The organism is Leifsonia sp. 563, assembly GCF_040545055.1.
Lineage (GTDB): Bacteria > Actinomycetota > Actinomycetes > Actinomycetales > Microbacteriaceae > Leifsonia.
Genome location: NZ_JBEPLE010000005.1, coordinates 122189 through 138801 on the forward strand (window position 1 = coordinate 122189; position 16613 = coordinate 138801).

The window sequence follows — 16613 nt, forward strand, 5'->3', positions numbered from 1 at the left end:
TCCATGCGGCTCCCCCGCCTGCGCGTGATCGCCGCGGCGTCCGCCGCCGCGGCGGCGCTCGCGCTCGTGCCGGCGGCCGCGGTCGCCGAGCCGCCGACGCCGTTCTATCCGGGCTACATCATCAGCGACGACAGCTTCTACAACCCGGACGCCATGACGGCCGGACAGATCCAGTCGTTCCTCGACGACCGCACCTGCCGCCCGAAGGACGACTCGCCGTGCCTCGCGGACTTCCGGATGGATGCGCCCGCGCAGAAGGCCTCGAAGGACCGGTGCACCGCGATGCCCGCACGCTCGAACGAGCGGGCCAGCAGCATCATCGCCCGGGTCGCGAAGGCCTGCACGATCAGCCCCCGCGTGCTGCTCGTGCTTCTGCAGAAGGAGCAGTCGCTGCTCACAGCGCCGAGCGCATCCGGTTACCAGAAGGCGACCGGGTACGCCTGCCCCGACACCGCCGCGTGCGACGCCCGCTACTTCGGGTTCTTCAACCAGGTCTACCGGGCGGCGTGGCAGTTCCGGGAGTACACGGTGCACCCCGGCGACTGGCGGTACAAGGTCGGCGGCAACCGCATCCAGTACCACCCGGATGCGACGTGCGGCGCCGGCAGCGTCAACATCCTGAACCAGGCCACCGCGAACCTGTACAACTACACGCCGTACCAGCCGAACGCGCAGACGCTGAAGACGTCGTTCGGCGGCGACGGCGGGGCATGCGCGGCCTACGGAAACCTCAACTTCTCGCGGATCTACACGGCATGGTTCGGCAGCCCGCTGGCCGTGCGGTACACCGGCATCGTCGAGGCGTGCCTGGTCTACACCGCAGGCTTCGGCTGCCCCGAGAAGAACCCTCTCGAGCCGTGAGCGTGAGAGCTCGACACGCTCGCAGAGCAGCATGCCGTCATCGGCATACGAGCGCGCTTAACCTCGATAGGTGAGCATCGACGAGCCCGACGATGGTGCCGCCGAGGTGAAGAGGCCCGGCGCACTGTACTTCCTCGGCCGCGTCCTGATGGCGCCGCTGCTGAAGCTGGTCTACCGGCCGCGCGTGATCGGCAAGCGCAACGTCCCCAAGCAGGGACCGGTGATCCTCGCCAGCAACCACCTCTCGTTCATCGACTCGGTCGTCATCCCGATGACGGCTCCGCGTCGCGTGCAGTTCTTGGCGAAGTCCAGCTACTTCGAGGGCACCGGGTTGAAGGGACGGGTCTCCCGCGCCTTCTTCACCGCGATCGGCGCCGTCGGCGTGAAGCGCGGCGCCGGTGCGGCCGCTCAGGAGGCGCTCGACCAGTCCCGCAAGATCATCGACACGGGTGCGGCGTTCGCGCTCTACCCCGAGGGCACCCGGTCGCTCGACGGCCGGCTGTACCGCGGCCGCACCGGGATCGGCTGGCTGGCCTTGACCACGGGCGCCGTCGTCGTCCCGGTCGGGCTGATCGGCACCGACCAGATGCAGCCGGTGGGAGCGCGCTTCCCGAAGCCGCACCGCATCACGGTCACCTTCGGCACGCCCATCGACGTGTCGCACTTCGGTCCGGCGGAGTCCGGGCGGGCACGACGTCAGGCGACGGACGCGATCATGGCGGCCATCCACGAGCTGACCGGGCAGGAGCTCGCCAACGCCTACAACGAGGCGCCGCCCGCGAACACGGTCGAGCGGGTCAAGCGGGCGCTGCGGCCCGAGCGGCTGTAGCGACGGTCAGGCGCCGTCGCGTTCCTTCGAGCGATACGTGCGCGCCTTCTGGCGATTGCCGCACACCTCCATGCTGCACCACTGCCGGGAGCCGTTCCTGGACGCGTCGTAGAACGCCCAGCGGCAGTCCTCTCCCCCGCAGAGCTTCACACGGCCGAGCTTGCCCTGGATGCTGAGGACCAGCGCGCTGGCGACGGCCGCGTCCGCCGCGGTGCGGGGGCTCAGTCCGACCGCACCCGGTGCGGCGTCGACGGGGAGCGCGAGAGCCGGAAGCGTGGTGCCGGAATCGGCGCCGTCCACGATCGCGCGGAGCGCATCCCGAGCCTGCTGGGTGGTCGCGCGGTCCCCCGGCTCGAGGCTGTGCTCGGACGCCCAGCGGCGGTGGCCCTCGTCGTCGGCCAGCTGGTCGACGTCGTCCTCCACGTCGAGCGTGTTGAGGAAGTCGACCAGCAGGTCGGCTCCGAGCTCGGGAGCATTCGTACGCATGTAACCATTGTAACTCAATAGCGGGTTACGGTAGTCTGTAACCTGTCAACGCAGATAGGTGGTTATCATGCATCCGCTGTTCTTCTGGTCCATCTCCGTCGCCGACCTCGCCGAGCGCCAGCGCGAGGAGGCCCTGCTGCAGGCGCAGCGCGACTCGGGCGTCGTCCAGCCGCCACCGCTCACGCGCGACGAGCGCTGGCGCGCCGCGATCCAGCGCTGGGCGGCCGCCGAGCCGCAGCAGTCCGCCACCCCGGTGCCGGCAGCCCCAGAGCCGACCGCCGCTCCGCGCCTCGGCTGCGCCTGACCCCTCCCCGTCCCTCCCTCGCTCCGCTCATCCCCCACCGTCGAGTCCGCGAACTTTGCACATTCGGTCGGCGTGTCGTGTGCAAAGTTCGCGGACTCGACGGTGGGGGTAGTGAACAGGAGAGGGGCTACGCGAGGGTGAGGGTTTCGGGGACGTGGTGGACGGGGAAGTTCACGCTCGCGGCGATGAAGCACTTCTCGGAGGCAGGACGGTGCAGAGACGCCGCGAGGTCCGCCTGAGCGGGATCGGCGATCGTCACGCGCGGGTGCAGCGTCACCTCGGTGAAGTGGCCGCCGCCGTTGCCCGTCTGCTCCATCGTCCCGGTCGCGGCGTCGGTGTAGCCCACGACGACGACGCCGGCGCCCGCCGCTTCGGCGAGGTAGCTCAGCATGTGGCACTGGGCGAGGGCGGAAAGCAGCAGTTCCTCCGGGTTCCAGCGGTCGCGGTCGCCGAAGAACACGCGGTCCGCCGAGCCCTCGATGGGGAGCTTGCCCTCGGCGCTCACGACATGGTCGCGCCCGTAGTCCTTGTAGCCGCTGGTACCCGTCCCGCGGTTGCCGGTCCACTGCAGGTCGATCGCGTACGCGTGCTCGAGCTTCATGCTCCGATTCTCGCACCGCCGCTAGACTCAGATGACCATGACTGACACCGTGAGCACCCCCGCGCCCGTCTTCTCCGTTCCACAAGAACGTCGCATCGTCACGGCCGTACCCGGCCCCAAATCGCAGGAGCTGCACCAGCGACGCCTGGCCGTCGTACCGACCGGCGTCTCCTCGGCGCTGCCCGTGTACATCGCGCGCGCCAACGGCGCCATCCTCGTCGACGTGGACGGCAACCAGTTCGTCGACTTCGGCGCCGGAATCGGGGTCACCACCGTCGGCCACACCGAGACCGCGGTCGTGGAGGCCGCGGCAGGCCAGCTGCAGGACGTCATCCACACGCTCTTCACCATCACGCCGTACGAGGAGTACGTGCGCGTCGCCGAGCTCCTCGCCGAGCACACCCCCGGGGACCACGCGAAGAAGACCGTGCTGGTCAACTCGGGCGCCGAGGCCGTCGAGAACGGCGTGAAGATCGCGCGCAAGTTCACCGGCCGCCGGGCCGTCGCTGTGCTGGACCACGCCTACCACGGCCGCACCAACCTCACGATGGCCATGAACTACAAGGCCATGCCGTACGCGACCGGCTTCGGCCCGTTCGCCGGCGACGTCTACCACGTGCCGAACTCGTACCCGTACCGCGACGGTCTCAGCGGCGCCGAGGCGGCCGCGCGGACGATCGCGTACCTCGAGAAGGTCGTCGGCGCCTCCGACCTGGCCTGCCTCGTCGCCGAGCCGATCCAGGGCGAGGGCGGCTTCATCGTCCCGGCCGAGGGCTACCTCTCGGCCCTGCAGGACTGGTGCACGGCCAACGGCGTCGTCTTCATCGCGGATGAGATCCAGAGCGGGATGGCGCGCACCGGCGCCTTCTACGCCAGCGAGCACTTCGGCGTCGTCCCTGACCTTGTCCTCAGCGCGAAGGGCATCGCCGGCGGTCTGCCGCTCGCCGCCGTCACCGGCCGCGCCGAGATCATGGACTCCGCCCAGCCCGGCGGACTCGGCGGAACGTTCGGCGGCAACCCCGTCGCCGCGGCCGCAGCCGTCGCCGTCTTCGAGACGATCGAGCGCAACGACCTCCTCGCCGAGGGCCGCCGCATCGAGAGCGCACTCAAGCCGGCGCTCGAGAAGCTGCAGCAGAAGTACGACATCATCGGCGACGTCCGCGGCGTCGGCGCGATGATCGCCGTGGAGCTCGTCAAGCCGGGCACCGCGCAGACGACCAAGGAGCCCAACCCCGAGGCCGTCAACGCGATCATCCAGGCGGCGGCGCAGCAGGGCATCCTGTTCCTCAACGCCGGGACCTGGGGCAACGTCCTCCGCTTCCTGCCCAGCCTGGCCGTCTCCGACGAGCTCATCGCCGACGCCGTGTCGGTGATCGACGACGCCATCGCCGCGCTGTGAGCGCCGAGCCGCACGCAGGAGCGTCACCGGCGGTCTTCAGCACCGCTGAGTCCGTCGAGCTCGCCGTCGTCGAGCGCAGCGGGTTCGTCGAGTCGCGGCACGCCGGATCGGCGGTCGTGCTCGGGCCTGAGGGCGACATCGTCCGCACCCTCGGCGCTCCCGACAAGCCGGTCTTCCCGCGCTCGAGCATGAAGCCGTTCCAGGCGGTCGCCGTCATGGGCGCGGGTGTTCCGCTGGAGGGTGCGAGCGCCGTGCTCGCCACCGCCAGCCACGCGGGCACCCCGGCGCACCTGTCCGTGGTGCGCAAACTGCTCGCGCAGGCGCAGCTCACCGAGGACGCGCTCCGCTGCCCCGCCGACTGGCCGCTCGACACGGCTGCCCGCGATGAGCTGGTCCGCGCCGGGGAGCACAAGCATCCGCTCTACATGAACTGCTCCGGCAAGCATGCCGCGATGCTGCTCGCCTGCCGGGTGAACGGCTGGCCGACCGAGAGCTACCTCGATCCGCAGCATCCCATCCAGCAGCACATCCGCGACACCGTCGAGCGATTCACCGGCGAGAAGGTCGTCGCGACCGGGGTCGATGGATGCGGCGCGCCCGTGCACGCCATGTCGCTGCTGTCGCTCGCGCGCGGCATCCAGCGCATTGCGACCGCGTCGGAGGGCTCCCCGTTCGCGCTGTTCCGGAACGCGGCGCTGCTGAAGAACGCGGTGCTCGCCGACGGCTGGGCGATCGACGGGCCGGGACGGGCGAACACGGTCGTCATCGACGAGCTCGGCGTCTTCGCGAAGGGCGGGGCGGAGGGCGTGATGGTCATGGCCGCGCCCGACGGCACGACCGTGACGCTGAAGGTGCTCGACGGCAGCCTGCGGGCCGCATCCATCGTCGCCCTGCGTCTGCTCGCCGACGCCGGCGCGCTCTCGCACGACCACGTCGACCGCGTCGCACCGAAGCTCGACCTCGCCGTCCTCGGCCGTGGCGAGCCCGTCGGCGCCATCCGCCCCTCCTACGCCTGACCCCCGCCGCCGAGTACACAAAAACTGCACGCTCCGGAGGGAAGAAGCGTGCAGTTTTTGTGTACTCGACGGTGGGGGTGGGCTACTGGCGGGCTAGGCGCTTGGCTCGGGCGGCGGCGGTCAGCTGCGAGATCAGCACCACGAGGATCGTGAGGATGAAGACGGCACTCGCGATCACGTTCGCCTGGGCCGGGATGCCACGAGAAGCCGCGATGTAGATGTACATCGGGAACGTGGTCACCGCACCGGCATTGAAGTTCGTGATGATGAAGTCGTCGAAGCTGAGCGAGAACGACAGCAGCGCCGCCGACGCGATACCCGGGAGCAGCAGCGGGAACGTGATCCGCCAGAACACGGCGTTCGGCGACCCGTACAGGTCGCGCCCCGCCTCCTCCAGGGCCGGGTCGAGCGACGCGACGCGCGCCTTTACGGTCACCACGACGAAGCTGATGCAGAACATCACGTGCGCGATGATGATCGTCATGAAGCCTTTGTTGACCCCGAGGCTGAGGAACTGCGCCGCGAGTCCGGCACCGAGCACGACCTCCGGGCTCGCCATCGGGAGGAACAGCAGGAGGCTGGTCTGCGACCGGAAGCGGAAGCGGTAGCGCATTAGGGCGATCGCGATCATCGTGCCGAGCACCGTCGCGACCACGGTCGAGATGATGCCGATGATGATGCTCGCCATGAACGCGTCGCAGATCCCGGCCGCGTCGCACACGTTCGTCCAGTTACGGAGGGTGAACCCGCGCCACGCGATGTTGTTCTTGATCGCGTCGTTGAACGAGAACACGAACGTGTAGATGATCGGGATGAGCAGGAAGGCGAGCGCGAGGAACGCGTAGACGCCGAGCCCGATCCCCTTGTACCGCCGCCGGCCCTTGGTGGCACTGGGCGGGGTGCTCGTGTCGGTGGGTGTCGCCATCGTGGTCACAGCAGCTCCTCCGTCCCACTCCGTCGCACGTACACGCCGACGATCACGAGGATGACGGCCATCAGCACGACCGACATCGCCGCCGCCGTCGGATAGTTCTGCAGCACGAGGAAGTTGCTCTCGATGACGTTTCCGATCATCGAGGTGTCGGCGGCGCCGAGGAAGTCCTGCGATGCGTTGATGTAGTCGCCGGCCGCCGGGATGAATGTGAGCAGCGTCCCGGAGACGATGCCCGGCATCGACAACGGCACGGTGACCTTGCGGAACGTCGTCCATGGGCTCGCGTACAGATCCTGTCCGGCCTCGAGCAGCCGGATGTCCAGCCGCTCGAGCGTGGAGTAGAGCGGGAGGCACATGAACGGGATGAAGTTGTACGTCAGACCGAAGATCACCGAGAACGGTGTGCCGGTGATGTGCGCGTCCGGGGGCAGGATCGACACCGCTTTGAGCGAGCTGGCGATCCAGCCGTCATCGCTGAGGATGGCCTTCCAGGCGAGGGTCCGCAGCAGGAAGCTGATGAAGAACGGCGCGATGACGAGGGTCATCAGCAGGTTCTGCAGCACGGGACGTCCGCGCATCTTCACCCCGATGAAGTACGCCAGCGGGTAGCTGATGAGCAGCGCGGCCGCGGTCGCGATCAGGGCGTAGACGAACGAGCGCAGCACCTGCGGCCAGTACTCGGCGAGCGAGTCGGTGTAGTTGGTCCACTGGAACGCCGTCTGGTACTGCCCGATGTCGCCGTCGACCACCGGCGCCTGGAACGACGTGATGATCAGCGAGATCAGCGGGGTGAGGAAGAACAGGACGAGGTAGAGGACACCGGGGAGGAGCAGGACGAGCGCGATGCCGCTCTTGCGGCGGACTGCGGGCTCCTGGTCCTGCGTCGGCGGCGCCCCCGTGAATGCGGCGAGGGCCATCTACGCCTCCTCCAGCTCCGTCAGCATCCGCTCGCGCGCCTGCGCGGCGATCGCCTGCGTGTCGGCGTCGTCGGAGAACCGCCCGTCCGCCGGCGGCTCGTCGGCGAGCACGAACGTGTGCCCGGGGTCCCAGGCGACCCAGACTTCGGCGCCGAGGGCGGCGACGGGTCCGCTGGTGGTGTTCTGCGCGAAGACCACGATCGTCCCGAGCCCGGGCACGTCGACGAGGTACTGCGTGCTCACGCCGCTGAACGACACGTCGGTGACGCGGCCGGGGCCGAGGCGGTTGGCGCCGGACGGGATGGTCTCCGGCGTCTCGTGCAGCGTCAGCTTCTCCGGGCGGACGCCGACCGTGACGTAGCCGCTGGTGCGCTGCGCACGCGACCGGGGAACCTGGATGCGCTCCCCGCCGACGTCGACGCCGATCGTCTCGCCGCCGGACTCCTGCACCGGACCCGCGAACAGGTTCGACTGGCCGAGGAAGTTCGCGACGAACACGGTCGCCGGGAGCTCGTACAGGATCTCGGGCGAGCCCATCTGCTCGATCCGTCCCTTGTTCATCACGGCGACCGTGTCGGCCATGGTCATGGCCTCCTCCTGGTCGTGCGTGACGTGCACGAAGGTCAGGCCGACCTCGGTCTGGATCGACTTGAGCTCCAGCTGCATCTGCCGGCGGAGCTTCAGGTCGAGCGCGCCGAGGGGTTCGTCGAGCAGGAGCAGCGCCGGCCGGTTCACGACCGCTCGGGCCAGGGCGACGCGCTGCTGCTGACCGCCGGAGAGCTGCGCCGGCCGTCGGGCCGCGAGGTGGTCGAGCTCGACCAGCCGCAGCGCTTCATGCGCCTTCGCGACCGGGTCGCCGATGCGGCGGCGGCGGAGGCCGAACGCGACGTTCTCGAGGATCGTCATGTGCGGGAACAGCGCGTAGCTCTGGAACACCGTGTTCACCGGGCGCTGGAACGGCTTGGTGCGTGTCACATCCTGACCGCCGATGAGGATGCGCCCCTCCGTCGGCTCCTCCAGCCCGGCGACCAGGCGCAGCGTCGTCGTCTTGCCGCATCCACTCGGCCCGAGCAGCGCGAAGAACGAGCCCGCCGGGATGGTGAGGTCGAGCTCCTCGATGGCGGTGAAGCCGGGGAACCTCTTCTTGATGCCTTCCAGGCGCAGGTCGGCGCCGGACTCGGCGAAAACTCCCTTGGCCATCAGGCCCCCAGGATCACTTTCTGGAACGCCGCCTGGTACTTCTGCTCCTCGGCCGGGGTGAGCGACCGGAAGATCTTCACCTTCGACAGGGTCTCCTCATCGGGGAAGATCAGCTGGTTGTCCGCGAGCTCCGGGTCGATCTTGGTGGCCGCCTCCTTGGCGCCCTCGACCGGGGTGATGTAGTTCACCCAGGCGGCGACCTCGGCCGCCACCTCCGGCTGGTAGTAGTAGTCGATCAGCTTCTCGGCGTTCGCCTTCTGCGACGAGCCGATCGGGATGACGAAGTTGTCGCTCCACAGGGTGCCGCCCGCCTCCGGGATGGCGAACTGCCAGTTGTCGCCGGCCTCGGCGTTGAGCTGGGTGATGTCGCCCGACCAGCAGATCGCGGCGAGGGTGTCGCCCGACTTGAGGTCGTTGAGGTACGAGTTGCCCTTGATGTTGCGGATCTGCCCGTTGCTCACCTGCTTGGTGATGGTGTCGATCCCCTTCTCGAACTCCGCGTCGCTGAAGTCCTTCGAGATGTCGACGCCCTGCTGCATCAGGATGAGGCCCATCGTGTCGCGCATCTCGCTGAGCACACCGACCTTGCCCTTGAGCTCGGACTTCCAGAGGTCGTCGACCGACTTGAGGCCGCCCGGGAGCTTCTCCTTGTTCCAGCAGATGCCGGCGAATCCGCTCTGCCACGGGAGGGACTTCTTGCGTCCGGGGTCGAAGTCGACGTCCTGGAGGTTCGCCACCAGGTTCTTCTTGTTCGGGATGGCGGACTCGTCGAACGCCTGCACGTAGCCGAGGCGGATCCACCGGGCGATCATCCAGTCCGTGAGACAGACGGTGTCGGCGCCGATGTCCTTGCCGAGGGCGAGCTGGTCCTTCACCTTGGCGTAGTAGGTGTTGTTGTCGTCGACGGCGACGTCGTACTTGACCTTGAGGCCGCTCTGCTTCTCGAACGCCTCGAGCGTCGGATACTTGCCCGCGTCGTCCTGGTCGAGGTACGCCTGCCAGTTGGCCCAGGTGAGGGACTTGTCGGTAGCTGACTCGTCCTTGGCCGGAGTGGGCTTGCCGCTCGCTCCGCCCGTGGAGCAGGCGGCGAGGGCGAGGGCCGCAGCACCGGCTCCCGCACCGGCGAGGAGGCCGCGCCGCGTGAGCTGCGACGCACGCGCCGACTGCACGAGCTGACGGATCATCGGGTCTTGCGGAAGGTTGCTCGGTTTCACTGGAGTGCTCCTTGGGGGATCGAACTCGGACCACGGGCGACGGCGCTTGGGCGGCACACCGATGTGCCGTCGCGGTGGACCCGATCCTGACACACAACCGTCGCGATCCGCATCAGAAAGTGGCCGGATCGTCCATTCGGAAACACAATCTTTACGAAATCCGTGCCGGATCGGTCGAATCGCCCGGGAAACCGCAGACCGGGTGTTCTGCCGCGACGAGTGGATGCCGAGCGGATGCTGCCGAGCGGCCGCGCGATGCCGTCGCTGCGGAAACCGTCTGCGAGAGGGGCGTCCGTCCGCGAAATCAGCACCGCTTCATCCAGAATTCAGTCGAAATCCTCCGTGAACCCCGCTATGGTGAGAGCGAACCACCACGTCGAAGTGTCGAAGGAGCCCCATGAAGGTCGCGATCCCCCGCGAGATCAAGAACAACGAGTTCCGGGTGGCGATCACGCCGGCCGGTGTGCACGACCTGGTCGGCGCCGGTCACGAGGTCTTCGTCGAGTCCGGCGCGGGCGTCGGGTCGTCGATCCCGGACGAGCTGTACGCCGGAGCCGGCGCGACCATCCTGCCGGACGCCGCGGCCACCTGGTCCGCCGGCGACCTGATCCTCAAGGTCAAGGAGCCGATCGAGAGCGAGTACGGCTACTTCCGGCCGGGGCTGGTGCTCTTCACGTACCTGCACCTCGCGGCCGACGAGGCCCTCACCCGTGCGCTGATCGACGGCGGCGTGACCGCCATCGCCTACGAGACGGTGCAGCTGCCGACCCGCGCGCTCCCCCTGCTCGCCCCGATGAGCGAGGTCGCCGGACGCCTCGCGCCCATCGTCGGTGCCAACACCATGCTGAAGCCGAACGGCGGCCCCGGCCTGCTCGTCCCCGGCGTCCCGGGCACGCACCCGGCGGTCGTGACCGTGCTCGGCGGCGGCGTCGCGGGTACGAACGCCATCTCGGTCGCCGTCGGCCTGGGTGCGGAGGTCACGGTGCTCGACACCAACATCCAGCGCCTCCGCGAGCTCGACGCCCTCTACGCGGGCCGGATCAAGACGATCGCGTCGAACAGCTTCGAGATCGACAAGGCGGTCGTCGCCTCCGACCTCGTCATCGGCTCGGTGCTCGTGCCCGGTGCGAAGGCGCCGAAGCTCGTCACCAACGAGATGGTCTCGCGGATGAAGGCGGGCAGCGTCCTCGTGGACATCGCCGTGGACCAGGGCGGCTGCTTCGAGGACTCGCACCCGACCACGCACGCCGACCCGACGTTCACGGTGCACCAGTCGCTGTTCTACTGCGTCGCGAACATGCCGGGTGCGGTCCCCCACACCTCCACGTACGCGCTGACCAACGCGACGCTCCCCTACGCCCGGGCGATCGCGAACCGCGGCTGGCAGGAGGCGCTGCGGGCGGACGCATCCCTCGCGCTCGGCCTCAACGTCCACGACGGTCGCGTCACGAACGAGGGCGTCGCCTCCGCGCACGGCCTCGACTCCCTCCCCGTCGCCGACGCCCTCGCCTGAGCCTGGCCCTGTCTCTCTAGCCAACAGCTCCTGAGTTTTTCGCACGACACCCCGCGTGTCGCACCGAAAAACTCAGGAGCTGTTCGCTTTGGGCGGGGTCAGGAGACGTCGAACCAGTGGTCGCCGATTTCTACGCGGGTGCCGCGGGTGACGCGGTAGCGGCGACCGGCCTCGCACTGGCGGGCCACGCCGCCGAGGGGATGGGCGATCGTGCCGTTGCCGGAGTAGCGGTCGCAGATCCACAGTTCGTCGCCCTCGAGGCCGAACTCGAGGTGGGTCTTCGAGACGCTGCGCCCGGGGTCCGAGACCACCACGAGCTGGTCGATGTGCTCCCCCGGCTGCGTGATCGGGCGGCGGCCGATGAGCCCGGAACCCGACACCTCCACGACATCGCCGGTCGAGAAGCTCAGCGTGTACGCCCGCTGTGCCGGCTTGTGCGCCGGCGGGGCCTCCTCCACGGGCACGATCGTCATCGCCTGCGTCGGCGGGAGGCCGTCCTCATCCAGGAGGACATCCTCCGGAAAGCGTCCGGCGACCGCAGGGGCGGGTCGCGACTCGGCGAGGCGGTCGGAGATGATCGACGTGTCGGACGGACGCGGGTCGGCGATCTCGGGAGCGCGCACGCGAGAGGACGTGACCGAGCTGCCGCACAGGGGGCAGAACAGTGTGCCCTCGGCCAGCTCCGCTCCGCACACCCGACAGTTCATCGTTCCCGTCCCTTCCCGTTCCGTCTTCCACGGTAGCCGAGCGATCGCAGCGAGACGGCCGCGAGCAGCCGCTTCCAGCGCGTGTCGCGCTTCGCGAGTTGCGATCGGAGCTCGTCGACCGCCTTCCAGACCGTCTCCGCCTCCGCGGGCGTCGGCGCGATGCCGCTGAACGTCGCCCGGTCGGCGACCTTGGCGAGCGCGTTCGCGCGCGATCCACCGATGGTGTCGGCGAACTCCACGCGCGTGGCGGCCGGCGGCGGATCGTAGCCGTGGTCGACGGCCGCGTCGGCGAACTCGCGCCACCCGCCGACGATGCGTTCGCGCGCCGTCGGCGCCGATCGGCGGATCGCGCGCCTCCGCCACTTGGCGGCGAGCACGGCGAGGAACGGTGACGCCACCAGCGCCAGGATGAGCAGCGTCCACCCGACGATCATCAGCACGGCCAGGAGCGTCTCCAGCACCGGGTTCGGCTGCGGCTGGTTGGACGGGTCGACCTGGGCCTGCGGCGGTTCGTCGTTGCGCTGCGGATTCTCGTCGACCGGCGGCTGCACGTTGGTCTGCGGCCGGGAGATCTGCGTGGGCTGGTCGGGCTGCTTCGGCGGAACCGGGCGCAGCGGCGGGGTCGGGTCGACGGTCACCCAGCCGGAGGTCGTCTGCACTTCGATCCAGGCGGAGATGTCCGATCCGACGAACGTCAGGTTGGAGCCGGTCGCGTCCTTCGGCGCCACGAACCCGACGACGACCCGCGCCGGGAACCCGAGCTGCCGGGCCATGAGCGCGGCGGTGACCGCGTACTGCTCCTGGTCGCCGAGCATGGGGACGTCGGTCAGCAGCTCGGTGATCCGGTCCGCGCCGTGTCCCGACCGGCTGGCGGGCTCCTTCGGGCCGACGCCGTGGCTGATGTAGCCGTCCTGCGCGAGCCCGCGGAGGGCCGCCGCGAGCTTGGCGCCGGCGCCGTCGACTCCCGCAGTGTACTTCTGCAGGACGGACGCGAGCTCGTCGGGGATGACGCGCGGGCGCGGTACCGAGTCCGTCCCCGGCTCGACCTTCTCGAGCTGATCCGCCGTCAGCTGCGGCTTGACGACCGTCTCCTCGGTGTAGGTGTCGCCGCTGCGGAGCGCGGTGGTCACCGCGCCCGTCCCGGTCACGTCGTTGTAGAAGAACGCTCCGGCGAGGCGCTGGGCGTCCTCGCCGCTGAACCGCACCTGCTCCAGCTGGCCGCTTCCGGGAAGCCACGGGCCGCGGTAGTCCCGCACGACGACGCTCGTCGTCGTGCGCTTGCCCTTCGTCGCGCCCTGGTCGATGCGGTACGGGACACGGGTGAATGAGCCGGATGCGCTGGTCTCGTCGCCGCTCCCGACCGCGTAGGTGACGCCGTCGTACGTGTCGAGGGTCGCGATCCGCAGCCGCCGGTCGGCGGGGAGGCCGGTGACGGTCAGCATCGCCTGGTCGGCATGCTCCGGCTCGAAGTAGGAGCGGAAACCGCTCAACGGGCTCGGGTACTCGCGCGGGTCGAAGGGCTGCTCCACCGCGGTCCGCGCGACCTGGCGCGCGCCGGCCGGCGGGATGAACGCCGCCGCCGCGATCCCGGCAGCGGCTGCGGTAATGAGCATCACCGTGGCGCCCGCCGTGGTCAGCAGGGCCGTCGAGCGCCGCTCCCGCCGCGACTCCACCAGCAGCCCGCTCTGCTCCCGCAGCGACCGGATGGATGCGGCACGCCGCTGCAGCCGGAACCGGATCAGCCACGACAGCAGCACGACGAACAGTGCGAACAGCAGCGGAAGGGGCAGCGACGAGACCGACGATCCGAGCACGATCCCGGCGACGAAGAGCAGCGCCGGTGGGAGCGTCGCGAGCTCCGGCCGCGACGACCGGAGGGCGATGGTGACGGTCAGGACGGTGGCCACCAACGTCAGCAGGAACGCCGGGACGAGCAGCGCCTGATACGACCCGACCGGGATGCTGATGGTCACCAGCTGCTTCCAGCTGAGCCAGGTGCCCTGCACCAGGTCGACGAACCCAGCTCCGGTCGGCAGCAGACCGCCGGCGGTCGCCTCGGACGGCACGGCGAGCTGGACGCCGAGCCCCAGGTAGACGGCCGCGATCAGCCCGGCGACCGCGATGCTCGGGAGGCGGAACGCCCATCCCACCGCTGCCACGGCGGCCCCCGCCAGCAGCGTGACGGCCAGCATCAGGACGAACTCGGGCGACTGGTAGACCGGCCAGAACGACCACGCGCCGAGCGTGACGGCGACGAGCGCGAAGAGGACGTCGATCAGGACGGCGGCGGAGCGACGGGCGGGCATCAGAGGGCCAGCCTTTTCGCGAGGCTGCGCTGGAGGTCCTCCAGGTAGCCGATGGTGAGGACGCTGAGGTCGGCGACCCGTCGCATCGACGGCACCGCGCCCTCGTCGCAGACGATCGCGACGACGTCCACGCCGAGCGGGAAGTGCCCGGCCGCGGCGCGCAACTGCGCGGCCGACGGCGTGGAACCGCAGATCAGGAAGGCGATCGAGATGCCCGCCGAACCGTCCGAGGCGACCTGCGCCAGCTCCGGGAGCCGGAGGGCGGATTCGGCGGTCTCCACTCCCGACAGATCGTCGAGCAGCCGCCCGCGGTTGACCGTGCTCAGTCGCCGGGCGCTGAACACCATCCGCTTGGCGAAGTCCGGGGTCTCCGCGCTGGCGACGACCGAGACGGTCCGCGAGTCCTGCATCGCGCGCACCCCGAGCGAGCCGGTGACGCTCACGGCCAGCTCGAACTCGTCCTCGGTGGCGTAGTCGGCGGCCGACAGGCTGAGCGCGACCAGGAGATGGCTGCGCCGGGTCTCCTCGAACTGGCGCACCATGTAGCTGCCGGTCTTCGCGGTCGACTTCCAGTGGATGTAGCGGCGCTCGTCGCCGGGGACGTACTCGCGGAGCGCGTGGAACGCGATGTCGCTGGCCGTGAGGTCGCGGGTCGGCGACCCCTCGAGGTCGCGCACGAAGCCGGTGCTCATGCTCGGGATGGCGATGGTGCGGGGATGCACGAACAGGTCGAGCGAGTCGGCCCAGACCACTTCGCGGCGGAGCAGCCCGATCGGGTCGGCGCGGACCGTCCGCACCGGGCCGATCGGCACGATCCCGCGCCGGGTGGTCGGCACCACGAAGACATCGGAGTGCTCCTCGCCCGCCGCGAGCGGCGGGGCGGCGAACTCGGCGAGTCCCTGCCCGACGGGCACTTCGACACGGACGCCGGGGAGGCCGCGGCGCAGGGTGTTGCGCACGGCCACCTCGCCGGGCGCCCGATCCCCCACCACGACGCGGTTCGCCGGAAGCGAGAGCCCGACGTCGTACGCGGTGCGGCCGATGAGGTAGCCCGAGGCGACGACGAGCAGCACCAGCGCCGTCCATCCGGCCACCACCGCTTCCACCCAGCCGAAGACGTAGCCCGCGGTCAGCGCGACGAGCGCGAGCAGCAGCATCGACCATCCGAGCGCGGTGACCACGGCGCTGATCCGCCGGGCGAGTGTCGCGACCGCGCGCCCGGCCGTCGCCGACGTGCGGACGACCCACACGATCGCGTCGGCCAGGAAGCCATCGCGCTCCCCGACGATGCGGGCGCGCGCGTTGGTGAGCTCGGTCTGCGAACGGGTGACGGTGGTCACACGGCGGCCCGATCGCTCGGCGGCGGGGTCTCGATCAGAAGCTGGCCGATGAGGCTGGACGAGCTGACGCCCTCGAACTCGGCCTCCGGGTCGAGCACGAGGCGGTGGGCGAGCACGGGCTCCGCGAGGGCCTTCACGTCGTCCGGGGTGACGTAGTACCGTCCGGATGCCGCGGCCATGGTCTTGGCCGCGCGCAGGAGGGCGAGGGCTCCGCGCACGCTGACCCCTAGCCGGATCTCGTCGGCCGTCCGGCTGGCCTCCACGAGCCGCGAGACGTAGTCGTTGATCGTCGCGTCGACATGGACGCCACGGGCCATGGTGGCCATCTCGACGACCGTGGAGGCGGAGATGACCTCCGGCACGACGACCTCGTGAGCTCGACGCTCGGACCCCTCGAGGATGCGCAGAGTCGCCTCGTGGTCGGGATAGCCGATGGACGCCTTCATCAGGAAGCGGTCGAGCTGCGCCTCCGGCAGCCGGTAGGTGCCCGCCTGCTCGATCGGGTTCTGGGTGGCGATCACCATGAACGGAGCGCCGACGGAGTGCCGGACGCCGTCGACCGTGACCTGCTGCTCCTCCATCACCTCGAGGAGGGCGGACTGCGTCTTCGGGCTCGCCCGGTTGATCTCGTCGGCGAGCACGATGTTGGCGAAGACGGGACCGCGGTGGAACTCGAAGGCGCCGCTCCGCTGGTCGTAGATGTTCACGCCGGTGATGTCGCCAGGGAGGAGGTCAGGGGTGAACTGGACGCGGTTGGTCGTCCCGCGCACGCTCTCGGCGATGGCGCGGGCGAGCGAGGTCTTGCCGGTGCCCGGGAAGTCCTCGAGCAGCAGGTGCCCCTCGCTGAACAGCGCGGTCAGGGCCAGCCGGATCACGTGGGTCTTGCCCAGGAGCACCCGGTCGATGTTGGCGACGAGCCGATCGAAGACTCCGGAGAACCACGTCGCCTGCTCGGGGGTCATCGTCATGCTCCGGCCTCTTTCGGT

General features: G+C 69.7%; 16 protein-coding genes. 6 read left to right on the top strand and 10 right to left on the bottom strand.

Going from position 1 to position 16613, the window contains the following annotated elements; all coding sequences use genetic code 11:
- Window positions 1-3: 3 nt before the first annotated feature.
- Window positions 4-861 carry a LasA N-terminal domain-containing protein gene (locus ABIC47_RS14690; RefSeq protein WP_354481427.1) on the top strand — a complete coding sequence of 286 codons (858 nt, stop codon included), beginning with the start codon at window positions 4-6 and terminating at the stop codon, window positions 859-861.
- Between the two features lie 70 nt (window positions 862-931).
- On the top strand, window positions 932-1690 hold the full coding sequence (locus ABIC47_RS14695; RefSeq protein ID WP_018190869.1) for a lysophospholipid acyltransferase family protein: 759 nt from the start codon (window positions 932-934) through the stop codon (window positions 1688-1690).
- Window positions 1691-1696: 6 nt separating this feature from the next.
- Here ABIC47_RS14695 and ABIC47_RS14700 read toward each other — a convergent pair whose 3' ends face one another.
- Window positions 1697-2176, bottom strand: a complete 480-nt coding sequence (locus ABIC47_RS14700; RefSeq protein ID WP_354481429.1) for a CGNR zinc finger domain-containing protein — start codon at window positions 2174-2176, stop codon at window positions 1697-1699.
- 67 nt (window positions 2177-2243) lie between these two features.
- On the opposite strand from ABIC47_RS14700, the gene ABIC47_RS14705 reads away from it, so the two are divergent.
- Complete coding sequence (locus tag ABIC47_RS14705) at window positions 2244-2480, top strand: hypothetical protein (RefSeq protein WP_354481432.1); 237 nt, start codon at window positions 2244-2246, stop codon at window positions 2478-2480.
- Window positions 2481-2607: 127 nt separating this feature from the next.
- Here the strand turns inward: ABIC47_RS14705 and ABIC47_RS14710 are convergent, their stop codons facing one another.
- Complete coding sequence (locus ABIC47_RS14710) at window positions 2608-3081, bottom strand: OsmC family protein (RefSeq protein ID WP_018190866.1); 474 nt, start codon at window positions 3079-3081, stop codon at window positions 2608-2610.
- 37 nt (window positions 3082-3118) lie between these two features.
- Here ABIC47_RS14710 and gabT point away from each other — a divergent pair, with 37 nt between their 5' ends.
- On the top strand, window positions 3119-4480 hold the full coding sequence (gene gabT, locus ABIC47_RS14715; protein WP_354481435.1) for a 4-aminobutyrate--2-oxoglutarate transaminase: 1362 nt from the start codon (window positions 3119-3121) through the stop codon (window positions 4478-4480).
- Window positions 4477-5496, top strand: coding sequence for an asparaginase (locus ABIC47_RS14720; RefSeq protein WP_354481438.1), 1020 nt, complete (start codon window positions 4477-4479; stop codon window positions 5494-5496). The genes gabT and ABIC47_RS14720 overlap by 4 nt, the downstream gene beginning before the upstream one ends.
- Window positions 5497-5578: 82 nt before the next feature.
- Here the strand turns inward: ABIC47_RS14720 and ABIC47_RS14725 are convergent, their stop codons facing one another.
- From ABIC47_RS14725 to ABIC47_RS14740, 4 genes are read right to left on the bottom strand one after another with little or no spacing between them, the layout of a single operon-like run.
- Complete coding sequence (locus ABIC47_RS14725; protein ID WP_018190863.1) at window positions 5579-6430, bottom strand: ABC transporter permease; 852 nt, start codon at window positions 6428-6430, stop codon at window positions 5579-5581.
- Complete coding sequence (locus ABIC47_RS14730; protein WP_354481441.1) at window positions 6427-7347, bottom strand: ABC transporter permease; 921 nt, start codon at window positions 7345-7347, stop codon at window positions 6427-6429. The genes ABIC47_RS14725 and ABIC47_RS14730 overlap by 4 nt, the downstream gene beginning before the upstream one ends.
- Window positions 7348-8547, bottom strand: coding sequence for an ABC transporter ATP-binding protein (locus ABIC47_RS14735; RefSeq protein WP_018190861.1), 1200 nt, complete (start codon window positions 8545-8547; stop codon window positions 7348-7350).
- Window positions 8547-9761, bottom strand: a complete 1215-nt coding sequence (locus ABIC47_RS14740; RefSeq protein WP_089875624.1) for an ABC transporter substrate-binding protein — start codon at window positions 9759-9761, stop codon at window positions 8547-8549. Before ABIC47_RS14740 ends, ABIC47_RS14735 begins: the two co-directional genes overlap by 1 nt.
- Before the next feature lie 397 nt (window positions 9762-10158).
- Here ABIC47_RS14740 and ald point away from each other — a divergent pair, with 397 nt between their 5' ends.
- Window positions 10159-11274, top strand: a complete 1116-nt coding sequence (gene ald / locus ABIC47_RS14745; RefSeq protein ID WP_354481446.1) for an alanine dehydrogenase — start codon at window positions 10159-10161, stop codon at window positions 11272-11274.
- A gap of 98 nt (window positions 11275-11372) precedes the next feature.
- Here the strand turns inward: ald and ABIC47_RS14750 are convergent, their stop codons facing one another.
- The 4 genes from ABIC47_RS14750 to ABIC47_RS14765 are packed head-to-tail and all read right to left on the bottom strand — an operon-like array spanning window position 11373 to window position 16595.
- Window positions 11373-11981, bottom strand: a complete 609-nt coding sequence (locus tag ABIC47_RS14750; RefSeq protein ID WP_026307157.1) for a zinc-ribbon domain-containing protein — start codon at window positions 11979-11981, stop codon at window positions 11373-11375.
- The gene (locus ABIC47_RS14755) at window positions 11978-14287 is read right to left on the bottom strand and encodes a transglutaminase-like domain-containing protein (protein WP_354481448.1); all 2310 of its coding nucleotides are present in this window, start codon (window positions 14285-14287) and stop codon (window positions 11978-11980) included. The genes ABIC47_RS14750 and ABIC47_RS14755 overlap by 4 nt, the downstream gene beginning before the upstream one ends.
- Window positions 14287-15627, bottom strand: coding sequence for a DUF58 domain-containing protein (locus tag ABIC47_RS14760; RefSeq protein ID WP_018190857.1), 1341 nt, complete (start codon window positions 15625-15627; stop codon window positions 14287-14289). Before ABIC47_RS14760 ends, ABIC47_RS14755 begins: the two co-directional genes overlap by 1 nt.
- Entirely contained in the window at window positions 15624-16595 is a 972-nt protein-coding gene (locus ABIC47_RS14765; protein WP_018190856.1) for an AAA family ATPase, read from the bottom strand. Before ABIC47_RS14765 ends, ABIC47_RS14760 begins: the two co-directional genes overlap by 4 nt.
- Window positions 16596-16613: the final 18 nt, after the last annotated feature.